The 22429-nt window shown below is 47.5% G+C and carries 18 protein-coding genes; 11 read left to right on the top strand and 7 right to left on the bottom strand.

Annotation, left to right across the window (positions count from 1 at the left end):
- Positions 1–52: 52 nt before the first annotated feature.
- From A596_RS16475 to A596_RS16450, 6 genes are all read right to left on the bottom strand, one after another.
- A complete protein-coding gene (locus A596_RS16475) occupies positions 53–1528 on the bottom strand; it encodes an OmpA family protein (RefSeq protein WP_039916826.1) in 1476 nt (491 codons plus the stop codon).
- Between the two features lie 276 nt (positions 1529–1804).
- The gene (locus A596_RS16470) at positions 1805–2389 is read right to left on the bottom strand and encodes a YceI family protein (RefSeq protein ID WP_039916824.1); all 585 of its coding nucleotides are present in this window, start codon (positions 2387–2389) and stop codon (positions 1805–1807) included.
- Between the two features lie 80 nt (positions 2390–2469).
- Entirely contained in the window at positions 2470–3030 is a 561-nt protein-coding gene (locus tag A596_RS16465; protein ID WP_039916822.1) for a cytochrome b, read from the bottom strand.
- A gap of 252 nt (positions 3031–3282) precedes the next feature.
- Complete coding sequence (locus A596_RS16460; RefSeq protein WP_152600213.1) at positions 3283–3687, bottom strand: acyl-CoA thioesterase; 405 nt, start codon at positions 3685–3687, stop codon at positions 3283–3285.
- A gap of 78 nt (positions 3688–3765) precedes the next feature.
- Positions 3766–5277 carry a M48 family metallopeptidase gene (locus A596_RS16455; protein ID WP_039916817.1) on the bottom strand — a complete coding sequence of 504 codons (1512 nt, stop codon included), beginning with the start codon at positions 5275–5277 and terminating at the stop codon, positions 3766–3768.
- A gap of 97 nt (positions 5278–5374) precedes the next feature.
- Entirely contained in the window at positions 5375–6643 is a 1269-nt protein-coding gene (locus tag A596_RS16450) for a M48 family metalloprotease (protein WP_039916814.1), read from the bottom strand.
- A gap of 105 nt (positions 6644–6748) precedes the next feature.
- Here A596_RS16450 and A596_RS16445 point away from each other — a divergent pair, with 105 nt between their 5' ends.
- From A596_RS16445 to A596_RS16400, 11 genes are all read left to right on the top strand, one after another.
- Positions 6749–7231, top strand: a complete 483-nt coding sequence (locus tag A596_RS16445) for a DUF4265 domain-containing protein (RefSeq protein WP_039916811.1) — start codon at positions 6749–6751, stop codon at positions 7229–7231.
- Positions 7232–7267: 36 nt separating this feature from the next.
- Complete coding sequence (gene yaaA, locus A596_RS16440) at positions 7268–8047, top strand: peroxide stress protein YaaA (protein ID WP_039916809.1); 780 nt, start codon at positions 7268–7270, stop codon at positions 8045–8047.
- Between the two features lie 167 nt (positions 8048–8214).
- Entirely contained in the window at positions 8215–8598 is a 384-nt protein-coding gene (locus A596_RS16435) for a TfoX/Sxy family protein (RefSeq protein WP_039916807.1), read from the top strand.
- 81 nt (positions 8599–8679) lie between these two features.
- Positions 8680–9558 carry a response regulator gene (locus A596_RS16430; RefSeq protein WP_039916805.1) on the top strand — a complete coding sequence of 293 codons (879 nt, stop codon included), beginning with the start codon at positions 8680–8682 and terminating at the stop codon, positions 9556–9558.
- A 100-nt stretch (positions 9559–9658) separates the two neighbouring features.
- Positions 9659–10915 (top strand): hypothetical protein, encoded by a 1257-nt coding sequence (locus A596_RS16425; protein ID WP_052417603.1) that lies wholly within the window; start codon positions 9659–9661, stop codon positions 10913–10915.
- Between the two features lie 11 nt (positions 10916–10926).
- The gene (locus tag A596_RS16420; protein WP_039917090.1) at positions 10927–11343 is read left to right on the top strand and encodes a type 2 periplasmic-binding domain-containing protein; all 417 of its coding nucleotides are present in this window, start codon (positions 10927–10929) and stop codon (positions 11341–11343) included.
- A 39-nt stretch (positions 11344–11382) separates the two neighbouring features.
- Complete coding sequence (locus A596_RS16415; RefSeq protein WP_039916802.1) at positions 11383–12987, top strand: diguanylate cyclase domain-containing protein; 1605 nt, start codon at positions 11383–11385, stop codon at positions 12985–12987.
- Between the two features lie 257 nt (positions 12988–13244).
- Positions 13245–13445 (top strand): hypothetical protein, encoded by a 201-nt coding sequence (locus A596_RS22950; RefSeq protein ID WP_152600212.1) that lies wholly within the window; start codon positions 13245–13247, stop codon positions 13443–13445.
- A 48-nt stretch (positions 13446–13493) separates the two neighbouring features.
- Positions 13494–14258, top strand: a complete 765-nt coding sequence (gene tpiA / locus A596_RS16410) for a triose-phosphate isomerase (RefSeq protein WP_039916801.1) — start codon at positions 13494–13496, stop codon at positions 14256–14258.
- Positions 14259–14354: 96 nt separating this feature from the next.
- Positions 14355–15434 (top strand): class II fructose-bisphosphate aldolase, encoded by a 1080-nt coding sequence (gene fbaA / locus A596_RS16405; RefSeq protein ID WP_039916799.1) that lies wholly within the window; start codon positions 14355–14357, stop codon positions 15432–15434.
- A gap of 22 nt (positions 15435–15456) precedes the next feature.
- On the top strand, positions 15457–16473 hold the full coding sequence (locus tag A596_RS16400; protein WP_268745696.1) for a class 1 fructose-bisphosphatase: 1017 nt from the start codon (positions 15457–15459) through the stop codon (positions 16471–16473).
- 297 nt (positions 16474–16770) lie between these two features.
- Here A596_RS16400 and A596_RS16395 read toward each other — a convergent pair whose 3' ends face one another.
- The gene (locus A596_RS16395; protein ID WP_039916794.1) at positions 16771–22419 is read right to left on the bottom strand and encodes an alpha-2-macroglobulin family protein; all 5649 of its coding nucleotides are present in this window, start codon (positions 22417–22419) and stop codon (positions 16771–16773) included.
- Positions 22420–22429 lie beyond the last annotated feature (10 nt).

The raw sequence follows: 22429 nt of genomic DNA, 5'->3' as shown, positions 1-22429 counted from the left end.
CGCCCGGGCGAGGATTTTTCGATAGTAATTATTTACACCAATACACTGCAGTTTAACGTAAGCGTTTGACCAACTCTACTCGGCGATTTTTCTGCTTGCCTGCATCGCTGGTATTATTGGAGGCCGGGGCATAAGGCCCTACACCTTGTGCTTGTAAACGATTATTTGCAATCTGGTAATCTTTCACCAAAGCAGCAACCACTGAATCTGCACGCTGTTTGGAAAGTAAGACATTGGCTGTACCATCTCCGGTATCATCCGTGTGGCCGACTACATAGAGCAGAAAATCCTTGTTGCGTTTTAATAAATCGGCAATTGCCTCCAGTGCAGGTTTGGATTCAGGTTTGATCGCCGCTTTACCGGTATCAAAATAAATACCGTAAATCAGCGCTTTGCCTTCAGCATCAATTTGTTGTTTCAATTGATCGGCATTTACATTGACCAAACCTGTCTGCACTTGCTTTTCTTCAACAATAACTTGTTGCACCCCCACCGTATCCTCATAGCCCCCTACGAATATAGCCACATAGGTATTACCTTCAGGCAACGTTTTTTTAGCGAGCAGATAGTAGGGTTTTCTGTACCAGTTATAAACATCGCCGGAGAGCGCTAATTGATCACCTACATCCTGCGCTTGTTTTTCAGTGCCACATTGCTCCAGTTCGCATTGGGAAATAAATGTGAAAGATGCTTTTGTTAAAGCGGCCTTATAATTTTCATACACTTTCAACGTCGAAACATTTTTAATGGTGTATGTGTGCTTACCAAGATCACCCGTTAATTTCAATGGCGTTTTTTCGGCGGCATTGATGGCAAAAGGTAAGGTTACTGTTTCGGTATCAATTTTTTTGTGATTATAGATTTGCGCACCGGGATAGCGCGGCAACAGTGCGTAGTCCTCTGCCTTGTCATCATCCGATAAAGGCTCTACATGAGTTGGCGTTACGCCCTGGTTTGCGTAAGCTGCATCGACTTTTACCAATCCGGTCTCCAGGGGTTCGCCTTCTACAATGACTTGATGAACGGCGACCTCATCTTCATAAGCGCCCACGAACCAGGCCGCCACAATCTTCCCTTTGGGTGAATCTTTTTCACCAACCCAATAATAGGGCTTTCGCCTGTTGTTATAGACATCACCATGTACCGAGAGCATATCGCTAAGATCATCTAACTGATCTTCATTACCGCATTCTTCCAATGCACAGGTAAATACCGGTTTAAAACCGAGCTTTTTGGCAGCAGCGACATAATTTTCAAACACCTTAATACTGGAGGCATTTTCGATTTCATAGTGATGCATATAAAGATCACCAACAGCTTCCAATGGTGTAAAGATTTGCGGCGTCCGGGTTTTATCAACAATGGACACAGGAAATACAAATTTTTCATAATCGAACATAAGTGCACGATTAAGGTTCGCATTTGGGTACGCCGAGAATAAAGGATGGTCACGCTCATACGTTGCCATGGCAGTGGAACTAAAAAGTGCAAGGGACAAACTTGCGACAGCTAATACGCGATTAAACATAAACACTCCTGTCTGTTGTTGTAATTGCCAAATAATGACCGGTTAATAACTGCTTTGGCGAGGATTAATGATGTAGATTGATAATGAAAAATATCAAGAGCCGAAAAGCTAAGCGATAAATACTGAATTTTGGATGAATGTAATTATTGCTTCATTTGAGCGATGTTAATTTTGCTAGCCAGTTCAAATACTCCCTGGCTTTTAAAGCATTAATTATTTAACTCTACAAATAAAAAACCACGCCTAAGCGTGGTTTTCGATCGGAATAGAAAGCGATTACTTTTTTACGCCTTCCACTTCCAATTCCAGTTTTACCGTTTGGGAAGCTGGGCCTAAATCCATTTTGATATTGAAATCTTTCAATTTGATTTCAGTCTCACCGGAGAAGCCCGCGCGGTAACCACCCCATGGATCTTTACCTTCACCTACTTTTTCAACTTCGATGGTAACGCTTTTAGTTACACCATTCAGTGTCAGGTCGCCGATAATATCGAATTCATCTTTATCATCCGCATCCACTTTGATAGATTTACTGACGAAAGTTGCTTTAGGGAATTTATCAACATTCAGGAAATCTGCACTGCGCAAATGCTTGTCACGCTCGGCATGGTTGGAGTTAATACTGGAAGTATCAATAGTGACATTGATAGTGCTCGCTTCCGGTTTCGCAGGATCATAACTGAATTCGCCGTCAAATTTATCGAAGCGACCAGTCAGCACACTGTAACCCAAATGTTTGATAGAAAAATTGATCGACGCATGCGCGCCTTTGGTATCAATTACATAATTGTCTGCCAATGCCGGCAAACTCATTACACCAATACTGCTTACTGCGAGGGCAAGAAGGGATTTTTTTAACATCTATAGACTCCTTTAGGGTTAGTCATGGAAGATACGGTTGCCTGGAAAATTAAACTAGTTCGCTTTTGTCGATAGCGCAATTATTGAATATCAGTTTTCTTTACTGGTTTAAGCATGCGCACCAATGTGCGATCACGCATTGCAAAATGATGGAATAAAGCACCCAGTGCATGTAAAACTACCAACGCAATAATTCCCCATGCGAGATATTCGTGCACTTCACCCGCGATATCGACATTGGCAGAACTCAATTGCGTAATCACCGGAAATTTAATGAGATTAAACATACTGGCGGCCTGGCCTTCTGCCGTCGTAATTAAATAGCCGCTCGCGATCACTGTAAAAATAAAAAGATAAAGTACGAATTTGACCAGTCGCGCCGTAATTTGTTGCACCGCTTTTGCGGGTAAATCAACGGGTGTTGGATTAATAATGCGCCACACAATGCGCACCACCATAATCAACAATACCAGCAAGCCCAGGCTCACATGCAACTCCGGGCCTTTGTGATACCAATCGTCGTAATAGGTGAGATCCACCATATAAACACCCAGGCCAAACAAAAATAAAATCAGTAATGCACTGACCCAATGAATCAGAATCGAGATCAAACCGTAACCACTGGAGGAATCCTTTAACATGCACAACCTCTTTATTTTTGTTGATCGAGTGAAGAAGTGAAATGAAGATAACAGCAATATCAATAAATTACAGTATCGAAAAATTTTAGCGGATCTAATGCAATGTGCTGGATGTATTTATGTAAAGACAACTTTACATAAACAATTACTGCATTTTCAAACGGTTAGACATACGCGATGCAATTGCGCCAGGAACAGAACAAGATAATACATCAGTTTTTTCGTTGTTTATGATTCAAATTTCAAAGGCTTTTATTCAGATTTTTGCGACGGTTTTAACACCGGCCGCTTTTGCCCATACTCATCAATGGCAACATACACGTATTCACCCTGAGTCACCTGACTGATTTGGTGAGTGAGAAAATCCTTGATCCAGACTTCTACTTTCACCCGAATGGATGTATTGCCGATGCGCAAGGTACTGGTATAACAACTAATCACCGTGCCTACCGGCACTGGCCGGATAAACACCATACTTCCCACCGCCACCGTCGTAACTCGCCCAAGGGAAACTTCATTGGCGTGGATTGCGCCGGCGATATCCATTTGCGCCATCAACCAGCCACCAAAAATATCGCCGAACGGATTGGTATCCGCCGGCATGGTGATAGTTTGCAATGTGAGATTGCCAGCTGGTGCACTGTTGGGCGATTGCATAATCATATCCGTGCTAATTGTCGAGCTATAAATTTTGAAACCTGAATGTCGAACCCTGAGTATAGCTGGCTATTTAATTCAGGCGGCTTGCGGCAACAAATTATGGTTATCCACAATAAACTCCTTCGCACCGGAAATGCCATGCAGGTAATAAAAATAATTACTGATTTGCTCGCAAAGTTGATCAAAATCCTTGAAGAGGACATTGGCCGGCAAATCACAGACCAGGCGGCCTTTTTCTGCAGTAGCCTCTGCTTGTGTTATCCGGTCCAGATCTGCAGGATGGGAATCCCAAAAATTGGTTTGGTCGCTGTGCAAATCAGCTTCGATTTGCCGAATGAAATCCGCAGGAAAACGCGCCGCCAATGCAATGACTGCCGCCGGAATATTGCGGAATAATTGATCCCGTTCATGCAGCGCATCGTAATTTATCTCCATCACTTGTTGCCATGCATAAGCATGTTTGCGCAAGTTCAATGTATTCGCGCGAAACACGTGACTGCCAACCAGCTGTGCTTCATATTTATCCGCATCAAACTCCATTTGCCGGGACATGGATTGGGTTAAACGCAAACTCAAAAAAAACAGATGCCTGAATAAAAAACGCACCACAGCGATCATAATTTTTGCAACATACAAAGCGATTTGCACTCCGACAAAATCGGTTTTATCCATCCAGCGATCTATTCGCTCACGCCAGATATCCTGACCAAACGCACATTCAGAAAGCCAACGGTTGACACTATTAATCCACAGATAAGCAAACATACCCGAGCGCTGGGCAAAGTGACCAAATTCATGGGCAATAATCCCCATGAGCTGCTGCACATTGGAACCAGCCACCAGGGAAAGGCCGATCATTAATTTTAATTTTCCGCGACCCAGACTTACCAAACCGCCTGTAGAACCGGCGGCAGCATTTACCTCGGGCATAATTTCAATATATTCAGGTACCGGTACATTGGCGGATTTCGCCAATTTTTCTATTGTGCGATAAAACGCTGCATTCTTTTTACGATCCAGTACAAATGGTTTGGGCATTTTTCCTTTTGGCCAGAGCGGGTACAGTAAAAATAAAATCACAATACCGCCGACAATTGCGGGGATCACGAATGTCATCATCACGCTCCATGCGCTGCGATTCCAACCCATATACAGCTCGCGGCCCTCGCTGAAATACCACCAGAGTCCCCAGCCGATACCCGCTAAAATGCCGAAGTAAATCGCTGGCGCGATTAACGAGGCAAGCATCACCAACAATAGAGATAGTTTATAAACTGATGTGGTTTTTATCGGCGTGAACGGTGTGGAAAGCGCAGCATCCAACACCGCAAAAACATTTTTTTCCTGAGCAGGTTCTTCAGCTTGATAGGGCTGGATATTGACTACCAAACCGGCTTTGGCAAACCGCTCTTGATAGGCAAGTGCTTTTTGGTAATCCAGATCTTGTTTGATCAGTGCTTTTTTCTGGAGCAACGCCCGGGCTTGTGATTCTTTCAAACCTAATAATTGCAATCGCGCAATCACCTGCATTTGTTCGTAGCCCGATACGAGCGACGCCGACGAAATAACCCGATATTTTTTTGCCATGACAGGAATCCCTATTGATATTTTTTTAACTTGAAAGCAACACGATAAAACAACACCGCCCGAACAATGCCGGGCGGTGGGTAACAAAAAACAATAACTATTGCATACGTTCTAACTTACCTTTGGCTGCCTCACCAATTTCGCCACCGCCTTGCGCGGCTTGCTGGAAATATTGTGACGCTTGCGATTTATTGCCTTTGGCGAGGGAAATTTCGCCGAGGTAATAAGTTGCGATTTGCGTTGGCAAATAACGCTGGCTGGCCAGCAAATCTTTTTCCGCTAAATCGCGCTTGCCGTCTTCATAGTAGGCGATACCGCGCAATGCGTAGGGTTTGAAATATTTTGGATTCGCTTGAATTGCTTTATCAAACGCCCCAACAGCTTCATTGGTTTTCTTTTGTTGCAATAACAATTGGCCTTTCAATTCCCAGAATAAATTTTCCTTGGGTTGCTGGGCGATGGATTGCTCCACATAACTTTGGGCATCGATATATTTTTTCTCGCCCGCCAGCTTCTGTGCTTTTTGATAATTTTCGTAGGCTTTTTTATCTTTGTTGACTTGCGCCATCGCACGCTGGAACGCTTCCTTATTGCGCACACCACCGGGATATTTCGCAGCGGTGGCTTTGTTTTTATCTACGCGCTCTTGTGATGGTGGATGGCTGGCAAACAAGCCTTCAATAAAGCCGGAATTGCGGCCTTCCGATAATTTCACAAAAATTTCCTGCAGTTCGACTGCGGCTTGCGCATCGTAACCGGCTTTGGCCATGTATTTGATACCCACTTCATCAGATTGCAACTCGTGGCCGCGACCATATTTCGCTTGCCATGCCTGTGCACCTACCGCCAACGCGCCCATTCCCAATGCACCGACTTCCGGTTTTTTCTCGGAGATGGCGACACCGGCAATTAATACTCCTGCGCCCATCAATACATTCTGGGTTTGTTGCTGGGCACCGTGGCGGGCGGCGGCGTGGACAATTTCGTGGCCGAGGACAGAGGCAAGTTGCGCCTCATCTTGCAAATACACCAGCAAGCCGCGGTTGATTGCCAGCTTACCGCCGGGCATTGCCCAGGCATTGGGAACATCGTTATTGAGCACGACGAATTCATAGGGGAGGTCAGGGCGGTCGCTCACTGCCGCGAGTTTTTTACCAACCGATTGCACGTAAGTGGTAAGGCCGGGATCGACCACATATTGGCCGCCCTGCGATTGCTGGGCCGGGCCATAGTTCTGCGCACCAGACGCGACTTCCTGCTCGGGGGACATTAATGAGATCTGGCTTTTGCCGGTTACCGGGTTGGTGACGCAACCCGCAACCGTCAGTAATAAACTGATACCCAGAAGACGAAACAGAATGTTCATAGTGAGACTCCTTATGAATGAGCTGCGTATAATGCCACAGCTTTTTTATTTAGCACCCGACCGCGTTTATAGCGCCTGAATGTTAACCAGTAAGTGAACGTATTGATGAAATCCCTGCAAATTATTGAACTCTTCGCCGGCATCGGCGCCGATGGCAAACCTATAGTAGAACAATTGCAAGTGCGCGAACTGGATGACGGCACCTTGCAACTGGTCCAGTCACCCGCGTTTGCCAAGGGCCTGGCCAGTGGCGATGTAGTACGCATGCTGCCTGAAACCCGCGAATTCGATCTGGTTAAACGCAGTGGCAACCTGAGTGTCCGCGTATTTAGCCGTGGCGATACCGGTGCGTTATCTGACCAGCTTACCCCCGAACTGGAAAAACTCGGCGGCGAACTGGATCGCGAAACGCCGCGCATGCTGGTGTTCAGTATCCATGTTAGCTGCGGCTTTGAGGCTATCGAGGAAATCCTTAACCGCTATGTCGGACACGACGGCCAAAGTGCCTGGATGTACGGCAATGTTTATGACCCCGTCGATGGCCAAACGCCGCTCAACTGGTGGTTGGACATCCTGAAACCGGAATAAGCTTCCCCATTTTTTCCTGCGTGATGACTACTTCCTATGCTGCATGTTATTTCCCCCGCAAAAACCCTGGATTTTGAATCGGCCCCGGCCATCGACGACCACACCCAGCCACAGTTCCTTGAGCATTCGCAGGAGCTGATCGGGCAGCTGCGCGCACTGAAACCTGCCGACGTTTCCAGCTTGATGGATATCAGCGAAAAACTGGGCGAACTGAATGCACAGCGTTTCCAGGATTGGCATTTACCCTTCTCGCCACGTAATGCCAAACAAGCCGTGTTAGCGTTCAAGGGCGATGTGTACACCGGCATGCAAGCCGAGTTATTTAGCAAAAAGGATTTCGCCTTCGCGCAACACCATTTGCGTATCCTTAGCGGTTTATACGGTTTGTTGCGCCCGCTGGATTTGATCCAGCCCTATCGCCTGGAAATGGGCACCGGTTTCGTGAATAAGCGCGGCAAAAATTTGTATCACTTCTGGGGCGATATCATCACTGACCAGCTCAACAACGAATTGAAAACCCGCAAGGAAAAAGTGCTGGTGAATCTCGCCTCGACGGAATACTGGAGTTCAGTAACGCCTAAAAAACTGGATGCAGATGTGATCACTCCGGTATTTAAAGATCGCAAAAACGGCCAGTACAAAATCATCAGTTTTTTTGCCAAAAAAGCGCGCGGCATGATGAGTGCCTACATCATCCAGCAGCAGCTAAAAAGTGCGGAGGCGATTAAAGGGTTTGATGTAGCGGGTTATCGTTTTAACGAGGCTATGTCCAAGGCGGGCGAATGGGTTTTTACGCGCGAAGAACAGGTGATCTGATCGCCATAACCGCAGATTTTTTGAGCAGCAAATTGCATATATCCAAAAATTCAACGGCGCTCCCCATGGCGCCTAAAACAATCTTAATCAGGGATTGCTTTACCGGGTCTTGCTCCCTAGATTGGCAGGATAACTAACAATGAATAACGATAGGACATCGTCACCCAATGAACCTGAGCCCCGCTTACCTTGATCGTGTTATTGCCAACCTGTCAGGCGTGGCCGAGGTGTCGTACCGCCGTATTTTTAATGGCGTGGGGATTTATCATCGCGGTGTGCAATTTGCGTTGATCATCAACGATAAACTTTATTTCCGCGCGGATGACCAGTCGCGTACGCTGTTCCTGCAACGCGGTATGCACGCGTTCCAACCCAGGGTTGCGGTGCAAGTTGAATCCTGTTTTTTCCAGTTGCCTGAAGATGTACTCAACACGCCCGCCGAATTAAAACACTGGACGCGCATCGCGGTAGAAGCCGCCAAAACCGGCGACTTTTGCGATGATGAAACCACGCTCGAAACACCCATCCGCCATCTGCGCCAACGCGCTTGAGTAGTTCTACCTGTGCGCGTTGAAGCGCAAAAACACCAAAGCTGGGCTAGTCTCTATGGACTGACATTTGAGGGACACATCATGGCAATCCGCATCCTGGTGGTGGATGACGCGACCTTTATCCGCGACATGATCAAGAAACAACTGCGCGATAAAATTCCCGGCGTGGAAATTATCGATGCACCTGACGGCGCGCGTGCGCTGGCGCAAATGAAAAACCAATCGGTAGACCTGATCCTGTCCGACTGGGAAATGCCTAACATGACCGGTGCGGAATTATTAAGTACCGTGCGTGCCATGCCCAATGCGGAAAAAACGCCCTTCATTATGATTTCCAGTCGCGGTGATAGAAACCATATCGTCAAGGCGATAGAACTGGGCGTTTCCGACTACCTGAGCAAACCATTTTCCGCCGAAGAGTTGCTAAAAAAAGTGTTCAAACAACTCAAGATTGCGGGTAAAAATCCGGCCCAGCGCGTAAGCGGAGCAACCACCCAGGGCATTGCCTTCGCCTCGGTCGATGTACTTACCGGCGGCCGCGCCGAAGCTGTCGCAGCAGCACCCAAACCCGCCAACCCTTTTGCCAATAGCAGTGCCAGCGCCCTGCTGGGTGGCAAGCCGGCAGTCAAAGCGGTTGAAACCACGAAAGCAGCCAAAGGCAAGGCGCAATTACGCTTCTCCAACAATCGCACATTCAGTTGCGTTATCCGCGAAATGTCATTGCAATTAATGAATTGCCTGATGCAACGCAGCGATGACCTGCCGGGCTTATTCGACCAAGCGGTTGTGGATATAGAAACCGGCGACGGCAACAACCTCGCGCGCGTAAACGGCTATGTACACAGCATCCAGGCGGGCGAAAACCGCCCCGATACCGGCGTGGTTAAAATCGTTATCCGGTTTGTCGATAACGATGCAGAAAAATTCGAAACCCTGTCCAAATACATCGCGCAAATGTAAATCCATTAGTGGAATCGCCCCTGCAATCCGGTATGTGCTGGCTATACTCAAGTCCATAGTTGTCGGTTACCGGCACCCGCCGGCATTGCAGGTTGTGTCCATGGTTGTAGATCCCCGCGTTATTTCCCTTTTGGTATTGTTATCAAGCCTTGCCTCTCCCTTCGCCGGGGCGGAGGTCGAACACCGCTTTTCCGGTTTTGCCACACTGGGAATTACGCTCAACGATAACCCCGATGTGGTGTTCCGCAACGATGTCACCCAGGACGACGGGGCCTATGAACATAACGGCAGTTGGGAAAATGATTCGCGGGTCGGTGCGCAATGGCAGGGGCGCTGGTCACCGCAGTGGGAAACAACGGTGCAACTGGTCGCCAAAGACCGGTTTGACAATACCCTCGCCAACTCCATCGAATGGGCCTTCGTGCGCTACCGCCCGGTCGATGGCCTGGATTTACGGCTCGGTCGTTTAGGTGCCGATGCGTTCATGCTTTCAGATTATCGCCAGGTGGGTTACACACTGCCCTGGGTGCGCCCGCCGCAGGACCTTTACGGCATCACCTCGCTCTATAATTTCGACGGTTTTGACCTCACCAGACGCATCGCCCTGGGGGATGCGATGCTCAACCTCAAAACGTTTTACGGTAACTCCAGCGAGAAATATCCCACCGGCTTTAATAACGGCCAATTCACTTCGTTCGATTTTGATTTATTCGGCCTCAGTAGCGACCTGGAATGGAGCGAATGGAAATTGCGTTACAGTTATGTGCGCGTGGAAGTGAACAGCGATTTAACCAAACCTTTGCGCAATGTGTGGGCACAAGTCGCGCCTGCGTGGCCGGCAGCCAACAATTTAATTGGTAACCTGGAAACCCGCGGTAAACAATTTCGCTATCACCAAGTCGGCCTTAACTACGACAACAACGATTGGTGGTTCCAGAGCGAATATGTCCGCATTAATTCGGATTTGATGCTGGTGGCAAATGGTGAAAACGCCTATACCAGCCTCGGTAAACGCTTTGGCTCGCTCAACCTGTTTACGCTGGTTGGCTACGCAACGCCTAATGATCCCGAACTGGATATTTCAATTCCTGCAGGCCTGCCTGAGCCTATTGGCTCACAACTTAATTACCTGGCACAGGTGACAGCAACGCGCCTCAACGGAGTCCGAATCAAACAACACAGTTACGGCGTCGGCGCACGCTGGGATTTCACCTCCAAAATGGCCCTGAAATTCCAGGTGGAAAAATTCTACATCGATAAATCCGGCACCAACCTTTGGTTCTCCACTGATGGAACACCGCTTGGCGACGATAAAAAACCCACTGTCATTAGCCTTGCCTGGGACATGCTTTTCTAATGCGCAAATTCATGGTGTTTATCATTGCGCTGATCATCAGCGGCCCGCTCCAGGCAGACATACTGGTGATCGTCAACGCGCAAAATCCGGTGGCGGCACTGGAGAAAAAACAAGTCGTGGATTTATTTATGGGCCGTGTTTCCGCCTTTCCCGGCGGCGCCCCGGCGCAAACGCTGGATTTAAAAACCGGCACTCCTTTGCGCGCCGATTTTTACAAACGACTTACCGGCAAAAGTGAAGCACAAGTCGATGCTTACTGGGCGACCCTGGTATTTGCCGGCCGTATGTCGCCACCCAAACAATTTACCGATGACCTCGCACTAATTGGCGAAGTCGTTAAAAATAAAATGGCCATTGCGTATGTTTCCCGCCAAACATTACCTGGCGGAGTCAAGGTTGTTATTGAGTTACCCAAATCCGCTCAATAAATTTTCTTTTACGTGCAGAATGTATCCACAACAACATCAATGAATATTAAAAGTTTGCATATCAAGGTTTCACTCAGTGTCGCTGCTGCCGCGCTGCTGGTTGTACTGTTATCGTCACAATTTTTTTACCAGCGCGATTACGAAAAATCGTTTGCAGAAAGCGAGCGCTCGGTATTACAACTGCTGGAAACGGTGCAAACCACCGCATCCATTGCTGCCTACGTGGGCAATCGTGAACTTGCACAACAAGTCGTTACCGGTTTAACAAAAAACGACATTGTTGTAGGTGCAGCCATCACCGCCGGAAAAGAAATTATCGGGCATGATGGAAAAACTGCGCGCGAAACAAAACAGGATTTAATTTCCATTCCGCTCGTTGCTCCTTTTGATGAAAAAGAAATTGTCGGCGAATTATCAGTGGTTCCCAACGCACCCTTGATTGCATTGCGTGCGCGCGACTCGGCAATGTCCACTGCGGTCGGCCTTGCTGCACAATCCACGCTCGTCGCGCTGTTGGTATTGATTCTGGTGTATTGGCTGATGACGCGGCCACTCTCTACATTATCCGGCCGCCTGCATCGCATCACCCCCGGCGACGGCAGCCGTCTTGATGTGCACAGTATTCATCGCGGCGATGAAATCGGTTTGCTCGCGGGCGACATCAACTCATTGCTCTACACCGTTGAAACCATGCTCGAAGAAGAGCGGCAATTGCGTCATCGCGTTGAATCATTGGAGACGCGTTTCCGCGGGATTTTTGAAGACAGCAGCGCCGGTATTTTTTTGGTGCGCGAACGCGGTAACCTGGTTACTGCCAACCCGGCATTTTTTCGTCTCACGGGTATGGATGAAAACGAGCAATTACAAACCGGCGATGACGATATTGTCAGTAAAGTGTTTCTTGATCATGAACAGGCAAAATCCCTGATCAAACTCGCACTCGTTACCAAACGCCCACACACCGCCGATTTACGCATTCGCAACGATGGCGATGAGCATGCGCGCTGGGTGCACTGCATTTTCTCACCGGCAGATAATGAGCAAAACAACCCAACCGTCGAAGGTGTGATGTACGACGTAACCCAACGCAAACATTCCGAAGCGCGTATCCGCGAACTTGCCGAAACCGATAGCCTCACCGGGCTCAGTAATCGCCAGGCCGCCGATTCGGCGTTGCAGGCGCTGATCAACCAGACACCGGTTGGGGGAAAAGCCTTCGCAGTGATGCTGATCGATCTGGACCGGTTCAAATATATCAACGACACCTACGGCCACGATGCCGGCGATAAAGTATTGGTCACTGTCGCTGAACGCTTGCGCAAACTGGTGCGCGATTCCGATGTGGTGGCGCGCATGGGTGGCGATGAGTTTTTTATTATTTTGAATCACGCCGGCAATATCGGCATGGTAACGCGCATCGCGCAAAAAATTCTCGATGCTCAACAAGCCCCCATTGAAGTTCAAGCCGGCGTGCTGGAAAAAATCGGCATCAGCATTGGCATCGCCCTATACCCGGATCACGGTGACAATCCGCTCAGCCTGCGCAAACACGCCGACCAGGCGATGTACGCGGTGAAACGCCGCGGTAAAAACAACTTTGCCATCTATGAACCCGGCGAAGATCCGCTGATGGAATCTGCCTGATTCCCTCCCTTACAAATATCTAATATTACTCAAAAATGTAAACGGTTACATTTTTTTAACGTCATGTAACGAAACGTTTTCACACAAAAATGCGCAAAAAATAGGATTAAAAACTCAATAAAATCCATTTTTAAACAAAATAATTTCACTTCTCGCTTGCTCGATTTCATTTGCCTGTGTAGCATTTTTACCAACGGCTCGGCAGAAGCTCACCTTATCGGCAATACACACAGTCACCCATCACAGAGGTAATCCCAGTGAACAGGACTCATGTAACTGCCGCTAACCCACAGCAGAACGCGGACTCTGGCAAAGCGCAGCCACAAGCAGCGCAGCCCACTAATGTACTGGCCAGCTACCAGTGCTTTCCATTCACCTACACTTATTACGGATTCAGCACCGAGGCCTGTGTGTATGAAACACCCGTAGCCGCGCCACCTAACAATCCGCATACTTAACACCGCAATAGCCCATTCATAACGACAACAAGATCAACCGGGAACACCATGAAAACACGTAAACCAATAGTGATTGCCAACTGGAAATTAAACGGCGGCCTGGACCTGATTTGTACCTCGGTCGCCTCTTTTATTGGCAAACACTTCGCCGCACAAATTGCGATTTGCCCACCGTATTTATACATGCGCGATATGATGACTTTTTTGCAATTTTCCGAATTGCAAATTGGTAGCCAAAATGTGAGCCGCTATGAATCGGGCGCTTACACCGGCGAAACCTCGGCGCAAATGTTGAAAGAAGCAGGCTGCTCATTGTGTTTGATCGGCCACTCCGAACGCCGCGCGATGTTTGCGGAAAACAACGAAGGTTGCCAAATCAAAGTGCGCACCGCATTGAGCCACGATTTATTGCCTGTGCTCTGCGTCGGTGAAAACCAACAGGAACGCGAAGCCAATATCACCGAGCAAGTCTTGCGCAAACAATTGCGCGAAGGCCTGCCGCAAATGGATTTAACCGGCAAAGAATTATGCATCGCCTATGAACCCGTATGGGCCATTGGCACCGGCCTTGCAGCAACACCCGCAATCGCGCAACAAGTACATCAATTTATTCGTCGCGAAGTGACGGAAATTTATGATGCAGAAACAGCCAACAACGTCAGGATTTTATACGGCGGCAGCGTGACTAAAACCAACGCCCACGACTTGTTGCAGCAAGCGGATATCGACGGATTATTAGTGGGCGGTGCCAGTTTGGACCCGGGCCATTTCCTCGCGATTTGCGAGCAGGCTTCAGACCTCGCTGACGAATAAAATTCATTAAAAATTCAACAAGAAGTAAAACAACAACAGAGTAATCGGCGGCAAACTCGGTCATCACAAAAATCAACCACAGCTCAGGATTTGATGATGAACTCTCTTGCCCAGTTAGTAGCCCCAGGGGTCGCCACCGGCGATGACGTACAAACTTTATTAAATGCCGCCAAAGCCGGCGGCTTTGCCTATCCGGCCGTAAATGCGGCCAACACCAATACGATTAACGCTACACTCGAAGCCGCGCGCAACGTTAACTCGCCAGTGATTGTGCAATTATCACAAGGCGGCTCGGCATTTTTTTGTGGAAAAAGTTTAAAACTCGACGGCTTAAAAAGTTCGGTACTCGGCTCCATCGCCGCCGCCCACTATGTGCATACGGTTGCGGAAGCGTATGGTGTGCCAGTCATCCTTCACACCGACCACGCCGCAAAAAAATTATTGCCCTGGATCGATGGACTCCTTGAAGCCAGCGAAAAATATTTTGCGCAAACCGGCAAGCCGCTGTTCAGCTCGCACATGATCGATTTATCCGAAGAAAGCCTGGAAGAAAATGTGGAAATTTCTGCACATTATCTCGCGCGCATGAAAAAACTTGGCATCACATTGGAAATTGAATTGGGCTGCACCGGCGGTGAAGAAGATGGCGTAGACAACACCGGGTTGGATAATTCTGCGCTTTACACCCAACCGGAAGATGTTGCCTTTGCCTACGAAAAATTACGCGCAATTGACGATAAATTTACCATTGCCGCTTCATTCGGCAATGTGCACGGTGTGTACAAGCCTGGCAACGTAAAACTCACACCGGTTATCCTGAAAAACTCGCAGGAATTTGTGCGCGAAAAATTCCGTTCGGATCATAACCCGCTGAATTTTGTATTCCACGGTGGATCAGGTTCAGATCCCAAAGAAATTGCAGAGTCGCTCAACTACGGTGTCGTAAAGATGAATATCGATACCGATACGCAATGGGCCTTCTGGGAAGGCACTATGGATTTTTACAAAAGCAACAGCAGTTATTTACAAGGCCAAATCGGCAACCCCGATGGCGACGATAAACCCAACAAAAAATTCTATGACCCGCGCGTATGGCTGCGTCAAAGTGAAGAGCATATGGCGAAACGCCTGGAACAATCCTTTGCGGATTTAAATTGCCTTAACCGTTACGTTTAATTATTGATTTAATACAAAGCCATTGCAAAGTGGCTTTGTATTTTGCACAGCAGGAAAATTCATGATCAATTTATTTCAACACTTGCGTGATGAAACCGTAGAGGCACCGCTGGTACAACTTCTCGAAAGCGTTATCAACGCCAGTAAAGAAATTGCATTTCGCGTGCGCCAGGGCGCATTGGCAGGCGTACTGGGTTCAACGCAAGATGAAAACATCCAGGGCGAAACCCAAAAGCATCTGGATGTTATCAGCAATCAATTGTTAAAAGATTTATTGCTCGCGTGCCCTCACGTTCGCGCCATTGCTTCGGAAGAAGAAGATACTGTTGTTGCCGGCAACACAACGGGTGAATTTATTATCGCGTTTGATCCGCTTGATGGTTCATCCAATATCGACATCAACGGTCAGATTGGAACCATTTTCAGTATTTATCGCGCGCAACAAAATATTGCTGCAAATGATGAAGCGCAATTTCACCAGCAAGGCACACAACAAGCGTGCGCCGGCTATGTGCTTTATGGGCCATCCACATTGTTAGTGATCACCACCGGCAAAGGCACCCATGCATTTACCCTGGATGCAACCCAGGGAACGTTTTTGCTCACCGCAAAAAATATCCAGATCCCTGTCGACACCAAAGAATTCGCTATCAATATGAGCAACCAGCGTTTCTGGAGTGAAAACATGCGTGGCTACATTAATGATTTGGTGCTCGGTGAAAGCGGACAACGCGGGAAAAATTTTAATATGCGCTGGAACGCAGCGATGGTAGGCGATGTACACCGGGTTATTTCACGCGGAGGGATATTTTTGTATCCGTCGGATAATCGCAATCCCAAACAACCAGCCAAATTGCGTTTGCTTTATGAAGCAAACCCTATGGCGTTGTTGATTGAAAATGCGGGAGGAAAAGCATGGAATGAGCACCAGCGGATTCTGGATATACAACCCCAGGCATTGCATGAGCGAGTGGCGGTGATTTTGGGATCAGAGAATGAAGTGGAGACCTGCCTAAAATATATTGGTGCAAAACAGTGAAGGAATTTTTTGGGAAGATGTTGCGGTTCATTCCTCACCAGCAACCTACAGGAAGCTTCGTAGGTTGCTGGTGAGAAACGAACCGCAGCATGACTTAACCCTGGCTATTCATCTCTCAGGTCTCCCGATTTAACCAATAGGCTAGTACCTTTGCACCACGCAATAATAAACGAACCGAGCAATAGATTATTTGCTCTTTAATGTAGCTGAGCCTTTACAGGCTTTGAAAACTCCTCAAGCATTAACAAAGCCTCTTTTATGTTTGTAATGTCATTGTATTTTTAAAATAGGTTGTGGCTACTTCGCCACAACCTCTACCCAATACCCTTTGCTCTTCGCATAAATTTTTTCATTGTACATGGCGCTGGTATGCCAACCGGGTAAATAGAATTTACCGGCATAACTCGCGTTCAGGATTATGCGCAAGGTGATGCTGGTTTGGTTTCGATCCTGGTAACGGTAATTCCAATAATAGTCACGCCATAAACTGTAATAGGCCAGCACGCGGTCATCGCGGAAGTCTATATAGTCTATGCCTTTTGGCATTTGCGCTCCTTCAAGGCGTTCATTCCGAATTTGCCAGCCGCTGGGCACCACTGCCGTGAGTGCAATATTTTCGATATTGCTCGTCAGTAATTTATCAAACTCACCTTGAACAGTAACTTCAGCAACAAAATCCTGGCCTTGCGGTAATTGCTCGACACTGAGTGGTTTGTTATCCAGTGTCAGGAAATTTACTGATAGATTCAAACCATTGCCGCCAGGCTCTTCTTGCAAATTCGCCGGGATTCCGCGATTGCTGACTAATACGCGAATGGGTACATCGTGATCATTGCGTACACTGACTTGCGGATTATTGATGGCCATTTTGAAAATGGTTTTGTTGCTGCCATGGGTAACCCAATCTTTTTCACCTTGTTGCTGTACGGCAAATTTAATATCACTGGAACTGGTATTGGCCGCCGCAAATTCACTCATGGCCAATAATGCCCAGGCAATACTTTGTGTTGAATACCAGTCCCCACTGGATAGATCTTTTGCAACCTGTTCGGCAACTTGCCAGGTGAGATCTTTATTGGCATTGATAGTTACCAGCGTCGCAAGTAACAAACCGCGATCACGCATATCCGAACCGTAGGTATAGCCTGCGTCTTTATAGGTCGGCACGGTATTAGACAATGGACCAAGTACATCTTGCGCGGCATCTTTTAATCCGACATGTTGATAACTCATCGCTAATAACCAGCGTGCTGGCATACGGTAATCTGCCTGTGCGGAATTACTTTGGGTTTTAAAGGTTTCGCGCAAACGGTTCATCGCCGGCAATTCCGCTTTATCAGCCAGGGCTAATGTATATAAGCGATAGGCCAACACTACTTCATCGTAATAATTACCTGCAATTTGTGGATTGCGCGCCGCACTACTTTGATATTTCACCCAGTTATCCAATAAATTTTTGGGAACTGAATAACCGGCACGTTTTGCTTCCAATAAAAAATGACCGGCATAACTGGAAGCCCATTCATTGACGTAACCATCGCCCGGCCAATAGGAGAAACCACCACTCGCATGTTGGAAACTGGTGAGGCGTTTTATTCCGGCGGCGATGTTGTTATCAATTTCAGCTTTTTGCACATCGGTCAGATTGACCAATTTTGCTAATCGCAATTGCGGGAAGACGGCGGAGGTAGTTTGCTCAATACAGCCGTGCGGATAACCAATTAAATATTCCAGACGCTGATCCAGATTTAATGATGGTAAGGTACTTACTTCTAATGAAGCTACATTAGTACCAACCATGCCATTCGTTGTTAACGGTGATTGCCAGGTTTCGCCAGGTTGCAATAATTTGGATTCCCATACCGTTGTCGGTGGGTTGGCTGCACGTGAATCGATAAAGATTTCCTGCATTGCAACTTCATCACCTGAACGCGCAGTGACTTTCACGCGACTTTTACCGATACGATCATTGACCTTGAGTTTTAAACTCGCAATTGCATCGCCCGGTTCACTAAACTGCAATTGTGTGCTGCCTTTTTCCACCGTAAAAATTTCATTCGCTTCTAAAGAAATATCTACGTTTTTAATATTGGCTTCACTAACAAAAACATTGACCGGCAGATTCACGGATTCACCCGGACCCAGCACACGTGGCAAGGTGGCAAACAAAGTCACCGGCTGGGTAACCGTTACCGTTTTTTCTACATTGCCATAAGCACTAACAGCCTCTTCTTTTTTCGCATTGCTGGCGGTATCACCTGCAACCACCATCACGCGTACAGAACCCATATACGGCGGCAATTTAATTTTATGTTCGCGCACTTCACCGGCTTTTAATTCAAATGCGCCGAGGAATTGCACTACTGGCGGGAAACGACGTTCGCGGCGTTTACGTTCGGCTTCCAGTGCCGCATCGGAACCACCAACGGCGAGCACGCGTTCAAGCGATGCGCCGTAAGCACCCACCACTTGATCGAATAAATCCCAGGTGCGCACACCAAGTGCTTCGCGCTTGTAGAAATAACTGTGTGCATCGGGTACATGGAAATTCGTCAAGCCGAGCAAACCCTCATCAACCATCGCCAGTGTGTATGTCATCGCGCGTTTATTTTGCTCACCGACTTTAATAATAAATTCTGTTTCAGGGCGAACTTTTTCTGCAACATCCAGCGTTGGCTGCAAACGGGTTTGCGGATTTTCAACCAACAGCGGCACTATGCCGTATAAACGCATCGGCGCCTCCGCAACACGGTCCTGGTGCGGCAACAACAACATTACGTTGGCATAAATATTCGGTGCCATAGCCTGCGTGATTGGGATTTCAATCTCTGTTTGGCCAGGTTGTAAATCCAGCCAGCGCGATTCCAATACGCGGGTGCCATTTTCCAGGCTTAATAAAATCCTGCCTTCGCGCGCTTTAGGCAAACGCACCTTGGCGATATCACCTACTGCATATTTTTCTTTATCTGTGGAGAGCATTAATTGCGTAGCGGAATCGCTTTGCGCAGAAGAATCGTAACTCCAGCCCAAATAAACTACTTCGCCTGCGCAATGACCTGCATCGCCTGCGTCGGTATCGCACACGCGAATAATATGACGGCCCCAATCGTATTTTTCTTTTTCCAATTTCCAATTGATGCGGCCGTTTGCATCGCTCACTAATTTTTCCGTATGCACAGGTGTACGCGAGGAATTATTAAAATATTCAGCAAGGTTTTCCTGCTCTTCATCCCACCACCAACGCCAACCAATTTCATAGACGTTAACTTCTACATTGCGATTGGCTTCTGCTTTGCCATCGGCACCGAGAGTTTGGAACAATACGGGATGATCTTTATCGCGCCCGATTGAATCCATATAACCACTGCCTTTGGCAATATTAATTCCCACCCAATGATCAAACGGCAGCAATTCGTAAGGGCGCAAGATGGTGCTGAAGTTACCGCTATCTTCAAATACCCGCGTAGTAAATGAGGCTGTGAGCTTACCCGGTGGTGGCGATGACAAGCTGACATCCACCGTAAATTCAGCGTGGCCGGTTGCATCCACATTGCCATCGAATACTTTTTGCGTGCTGCCGGAGAAGGTGCGCACCGGATCATCAAAATTGAATTGTTCAAATCCGGCGAATACGGATTTGCGCGTAAACAATTTCAATTCCGAATCGGTTTTTAAATTTTTAGCAGTTGCACCTTGCAACCATTGCGAAAACAACGACACTTTGGTGGGCATATTGCCAACACGCAAGGGCGTTTCTTCCGGGGTTAAATCCACTTTCAAACGATTGGGTACTACCATTTCAATTTTCAATAATTGATCAAAATAGCGATTGCCTACATGCACCACCGCACGATAATTTCCGGTAGGTGCAGTCTCTTCTGTTTTTAACGTGAAGGTATAGAAATCATTGACCGGTTGCGTGCTGGTTTGGCTGACTACTTTTTTGCCGCTGGGATCAAATAAATCCAGTGTTACCGGATGGTTCGCAGGAAGCTGTTGGGATTTATCCTCCAGGATAAAGGTCAGGAAAATATCGTCGCCCGGGCGCCATACATCGCGCTCGCCATACAAAAAGCCTTTCAAACCGCCTTTAATATGCTCACCACTCACATCAAATTGATTGGTTGGCAAGGCTTCATTACTGCGCACACGCAAATAACCAACTTGTTTGCCGTGTTTTGCTTCGAGATAAAAGGGAACGCCATCAGTGATTAATTGCAGCATGCCGTAATTATCGGTTTTGCCATTGCCAATGGGTTGGCGCTGATAATTAAATGCAGTGATTTCAGTACCACTGAGCGGCTTGGCCGAATTTAATTCGGTGCTGATGACATGCAGTTCATTACCATCGGCACGCTTCGCCGTTAAACCGATATTGGAAACGATAAAATTGCGCGCGGTAGAAATATCATCGCCGTAGTAATAATAAGTATCATCGCAGGGATTATTGCGCTCGCTGTAATTGTAATAACCTTGCGATTGATAATATTGCTGATACCAGGCTGGTTCCTGCTCACGCTCGTAATAACCTTCGCCATCAGAATCTTCCGGCATTTTGCTTACAGGTTCAGTCGGGCGCGGCTGATCACAGGTGTAAACCGAATTGCTGCGATCAATACGCAACTCCAAACGGATTAAACCATCCGGATGCTGCGCCATTAATTCGGTGAGGTCCAGATTAAAACGCTGCACACCGGCGCGCGGAATTTCCGGCAAGCGATAAGTTTTTCGCCACAAATAACGGCCGGTATCTGTTGCCGGGTAAGCTGCAGTTAATTGGTAATCCTGCAAATATTGGCCAATGTTATTGGCATAGACTTTAAACGCGATAACTTGTACAGAATCGACACCTGCCGCTTCAAAGGGCACGGAGATCTGGCTCGCCGGTGGCAAGATAGAAGTCTTGCCGACAAAACGTACTAATGGTTTAACTAATTCGAGTACCACTTGATGTTTGTATTCACTGGCGAGTGTTTTGCGTTTGCCGCTAGCAATTGCCGCATTCACTACCAATTCCAATTCACCTGTTGCGCTTTGTTCGAGCGTGTGGCGAATGACACTACCATCGACAACAGCTTTTACTGCTTTACCACCAAGGGTGATTAAACCGCTCAGGTTTTGGTTTTGATCAAGCTCATCGGAAAATTGAATTTCAATCGCGGCATTGGGTTCACGGATAACTTGTACGCCGGTCACCTGGAATACTTTTTTTGCCGGGATTTCCAGATCGCGCGCGCCTTTATCGACAGAACCAATTGCAGCGCCGTCCCATTCCAGATGGATATTGCCGGTCGTATCGGTGCGGTTAATTCCCGTCAATAAAAAATTATGCGTTTTTTTATCCAGCTCTTGCGTCCACACAAGATCAGTCGCTGCGCTGTTCACTTTCAAGGTAAGCAGTTTTTTCACCGCATCCAGTTCAGCGGTATCAGCAGTAGTAATGCTGCCGCTCAATTGCATTTGCTCTTCGTTATCGGTCATCACACTCAGGCTATTCACCTTCAAATCAAAATCCTGTTTGATGGTGTGTACTTCAAATTCAAAATCATCCAGCGATTGCTCAATACCCTGCAATCCTTTTGGACTCAGGCGCACACGAATTGCAGTATCACTGGGTAAACGGCTGGCAGGCTGGATGCGCAAATCAGTGGTAGAAGTAAAGGTGAGATTAACGGGCGTTTTATTATCCAGTGCAACCAAATTGGAATTGAAAGCGGTATTCACCTGATCATCATTGACAACAGGATGCGTAAAGCGAATATACATTGGCGCTTCCGCTGCAACCCAGCGCTTGGGGTAATCGGCAATATGCGCTTCCCAATCCGGCGCTATCTGCCCGGCATTTTCCGCCGAAGAATCTTTTTTACCGTCAGGCGATTTACCGCAGCCACCGAGCAATACGCCCAGCAACACCAGAACACACCATGAATACCAATGAACACGCATATTGTTTCCC

The organism is Cellvibrio mixtus subsp. mixtus J3-8 (genome assembly GCF_000766945.1).
Lineage (GTDB): Bacteria > Pseudomonadota > Gammaproteobacteria > Pseudomonadales > Cellvibrionaceae > Cellvibrio > Cellvibrio mixtus_A.
Note: the sequence above shows the minus strand (reverse complement) of the source record. Positions and strands in the feature narration are given on the sequence as shown.

Coding starts and splice junctions, on each gene's coding strand:
- A596_RS16475 (WP_039916826.1), bottom strand. CDS start 1,528: ATGTTTAATCGCGTATTAGCTGTCGCAAGTTTGTCCCTTGCACTTTTT.
- A596_RS16470 (WP_039916824.1), bottom strand. CDS start 2,389: ATGTTAAAAAAATCCCTTCTTGCCCTCGCAGTAAGCAGTATTGGTGTA.
- A596_RS16465 (WP_039916822.1), bottom strand. CDS start 3,030: ATGTTAAAGGATTCCTCCAGTGGTTACGGTTTGATCTCGATTCTGATT.
- A596_RS16460 (WP_152600213.1), bottom strand. CDS start 3,687: ATGCAATCGCCCAACAGTGCACCAGCTGGCAATCTCACATTGCAAACT.
- A596_RS16455 (WP_039916817.1), bottom strand. CDS start 5,277: ATGGCAAAAAAATATCGGGTTATTTCGTCGGCGTCGCTCGTATCGGGC.
- A596_RS16450 (WP_039916814.1), bottom strand. CDS start 6,643: ATGAACATTCTGTTTCGTCTTCTGGGTATCAGTTTATTACTGACGGTT.
- A596_RS16445 (WP_039916811.1), top strand. CDS start 6,749: ATGAAATCCCTGCAAATTATTGAACTCTTCGCCGGCATCGGCGCCGAT.
- yaaA (WP_039916809.1), top strand. CDS start 7,268: ATGCTGCATGTTATTTCCCCCGCAAAAACCCTGGATTTTGAATCGGCC.
- A596_RS16435 (WP_039916807.1), top strand. CDS start 8,215: ATGAACCTGAGCCCCGCTTACCTTGATCGTGTTATTGCCAACCTGTCA.
- A596_RS16430 (WP_039916805.1), top strand. CDS start 8,680: ATGGCAATCCGCATCCTGGTGGTGGATGACGCGACCTTTATCCGCGAC.
- A596_RS16425 (WP_052417603.1), top strand. CDS start 9,659: ATGGTTGTAGATCCCCGCGTTATTTCCCTTTTGGTATTGTTATCAAGC.
- A596_RS16420 (WP_039917090.1), top strand. CDS start 10,927: ATGGTGTTTATCATTGCGCTGATCATCAGCGGCCCGCTCCAGGCAGAC.
- A596_RS16415 (WP_039916802.1), top strand. CDS start 11,383: ATGAATATTAAAAGTTTGCATATCAAGGTTTCACTCAGTGTCGCTGCT.
- tpiA (WP_039916801.1), top strand. CDS start 13,494: ATGAAAACACGTAAACCAATAGTGATTGCCAACTGGAAATTAAACGGC.
- fbaA (WP_039916799.1), top strand. CDS start 14,355: ATGAACTCTCTTGCCCAGTTAGTAGCCCCAGGGGTCGCCACCGGCGAT.
- A596_RS16395 (WP_039916794.1), bottom strand. CDS start 22,419: ATGCGTGTTCATTGGTATTCATGGTGTGTTCTGGTGTTGCTGGGCGTA.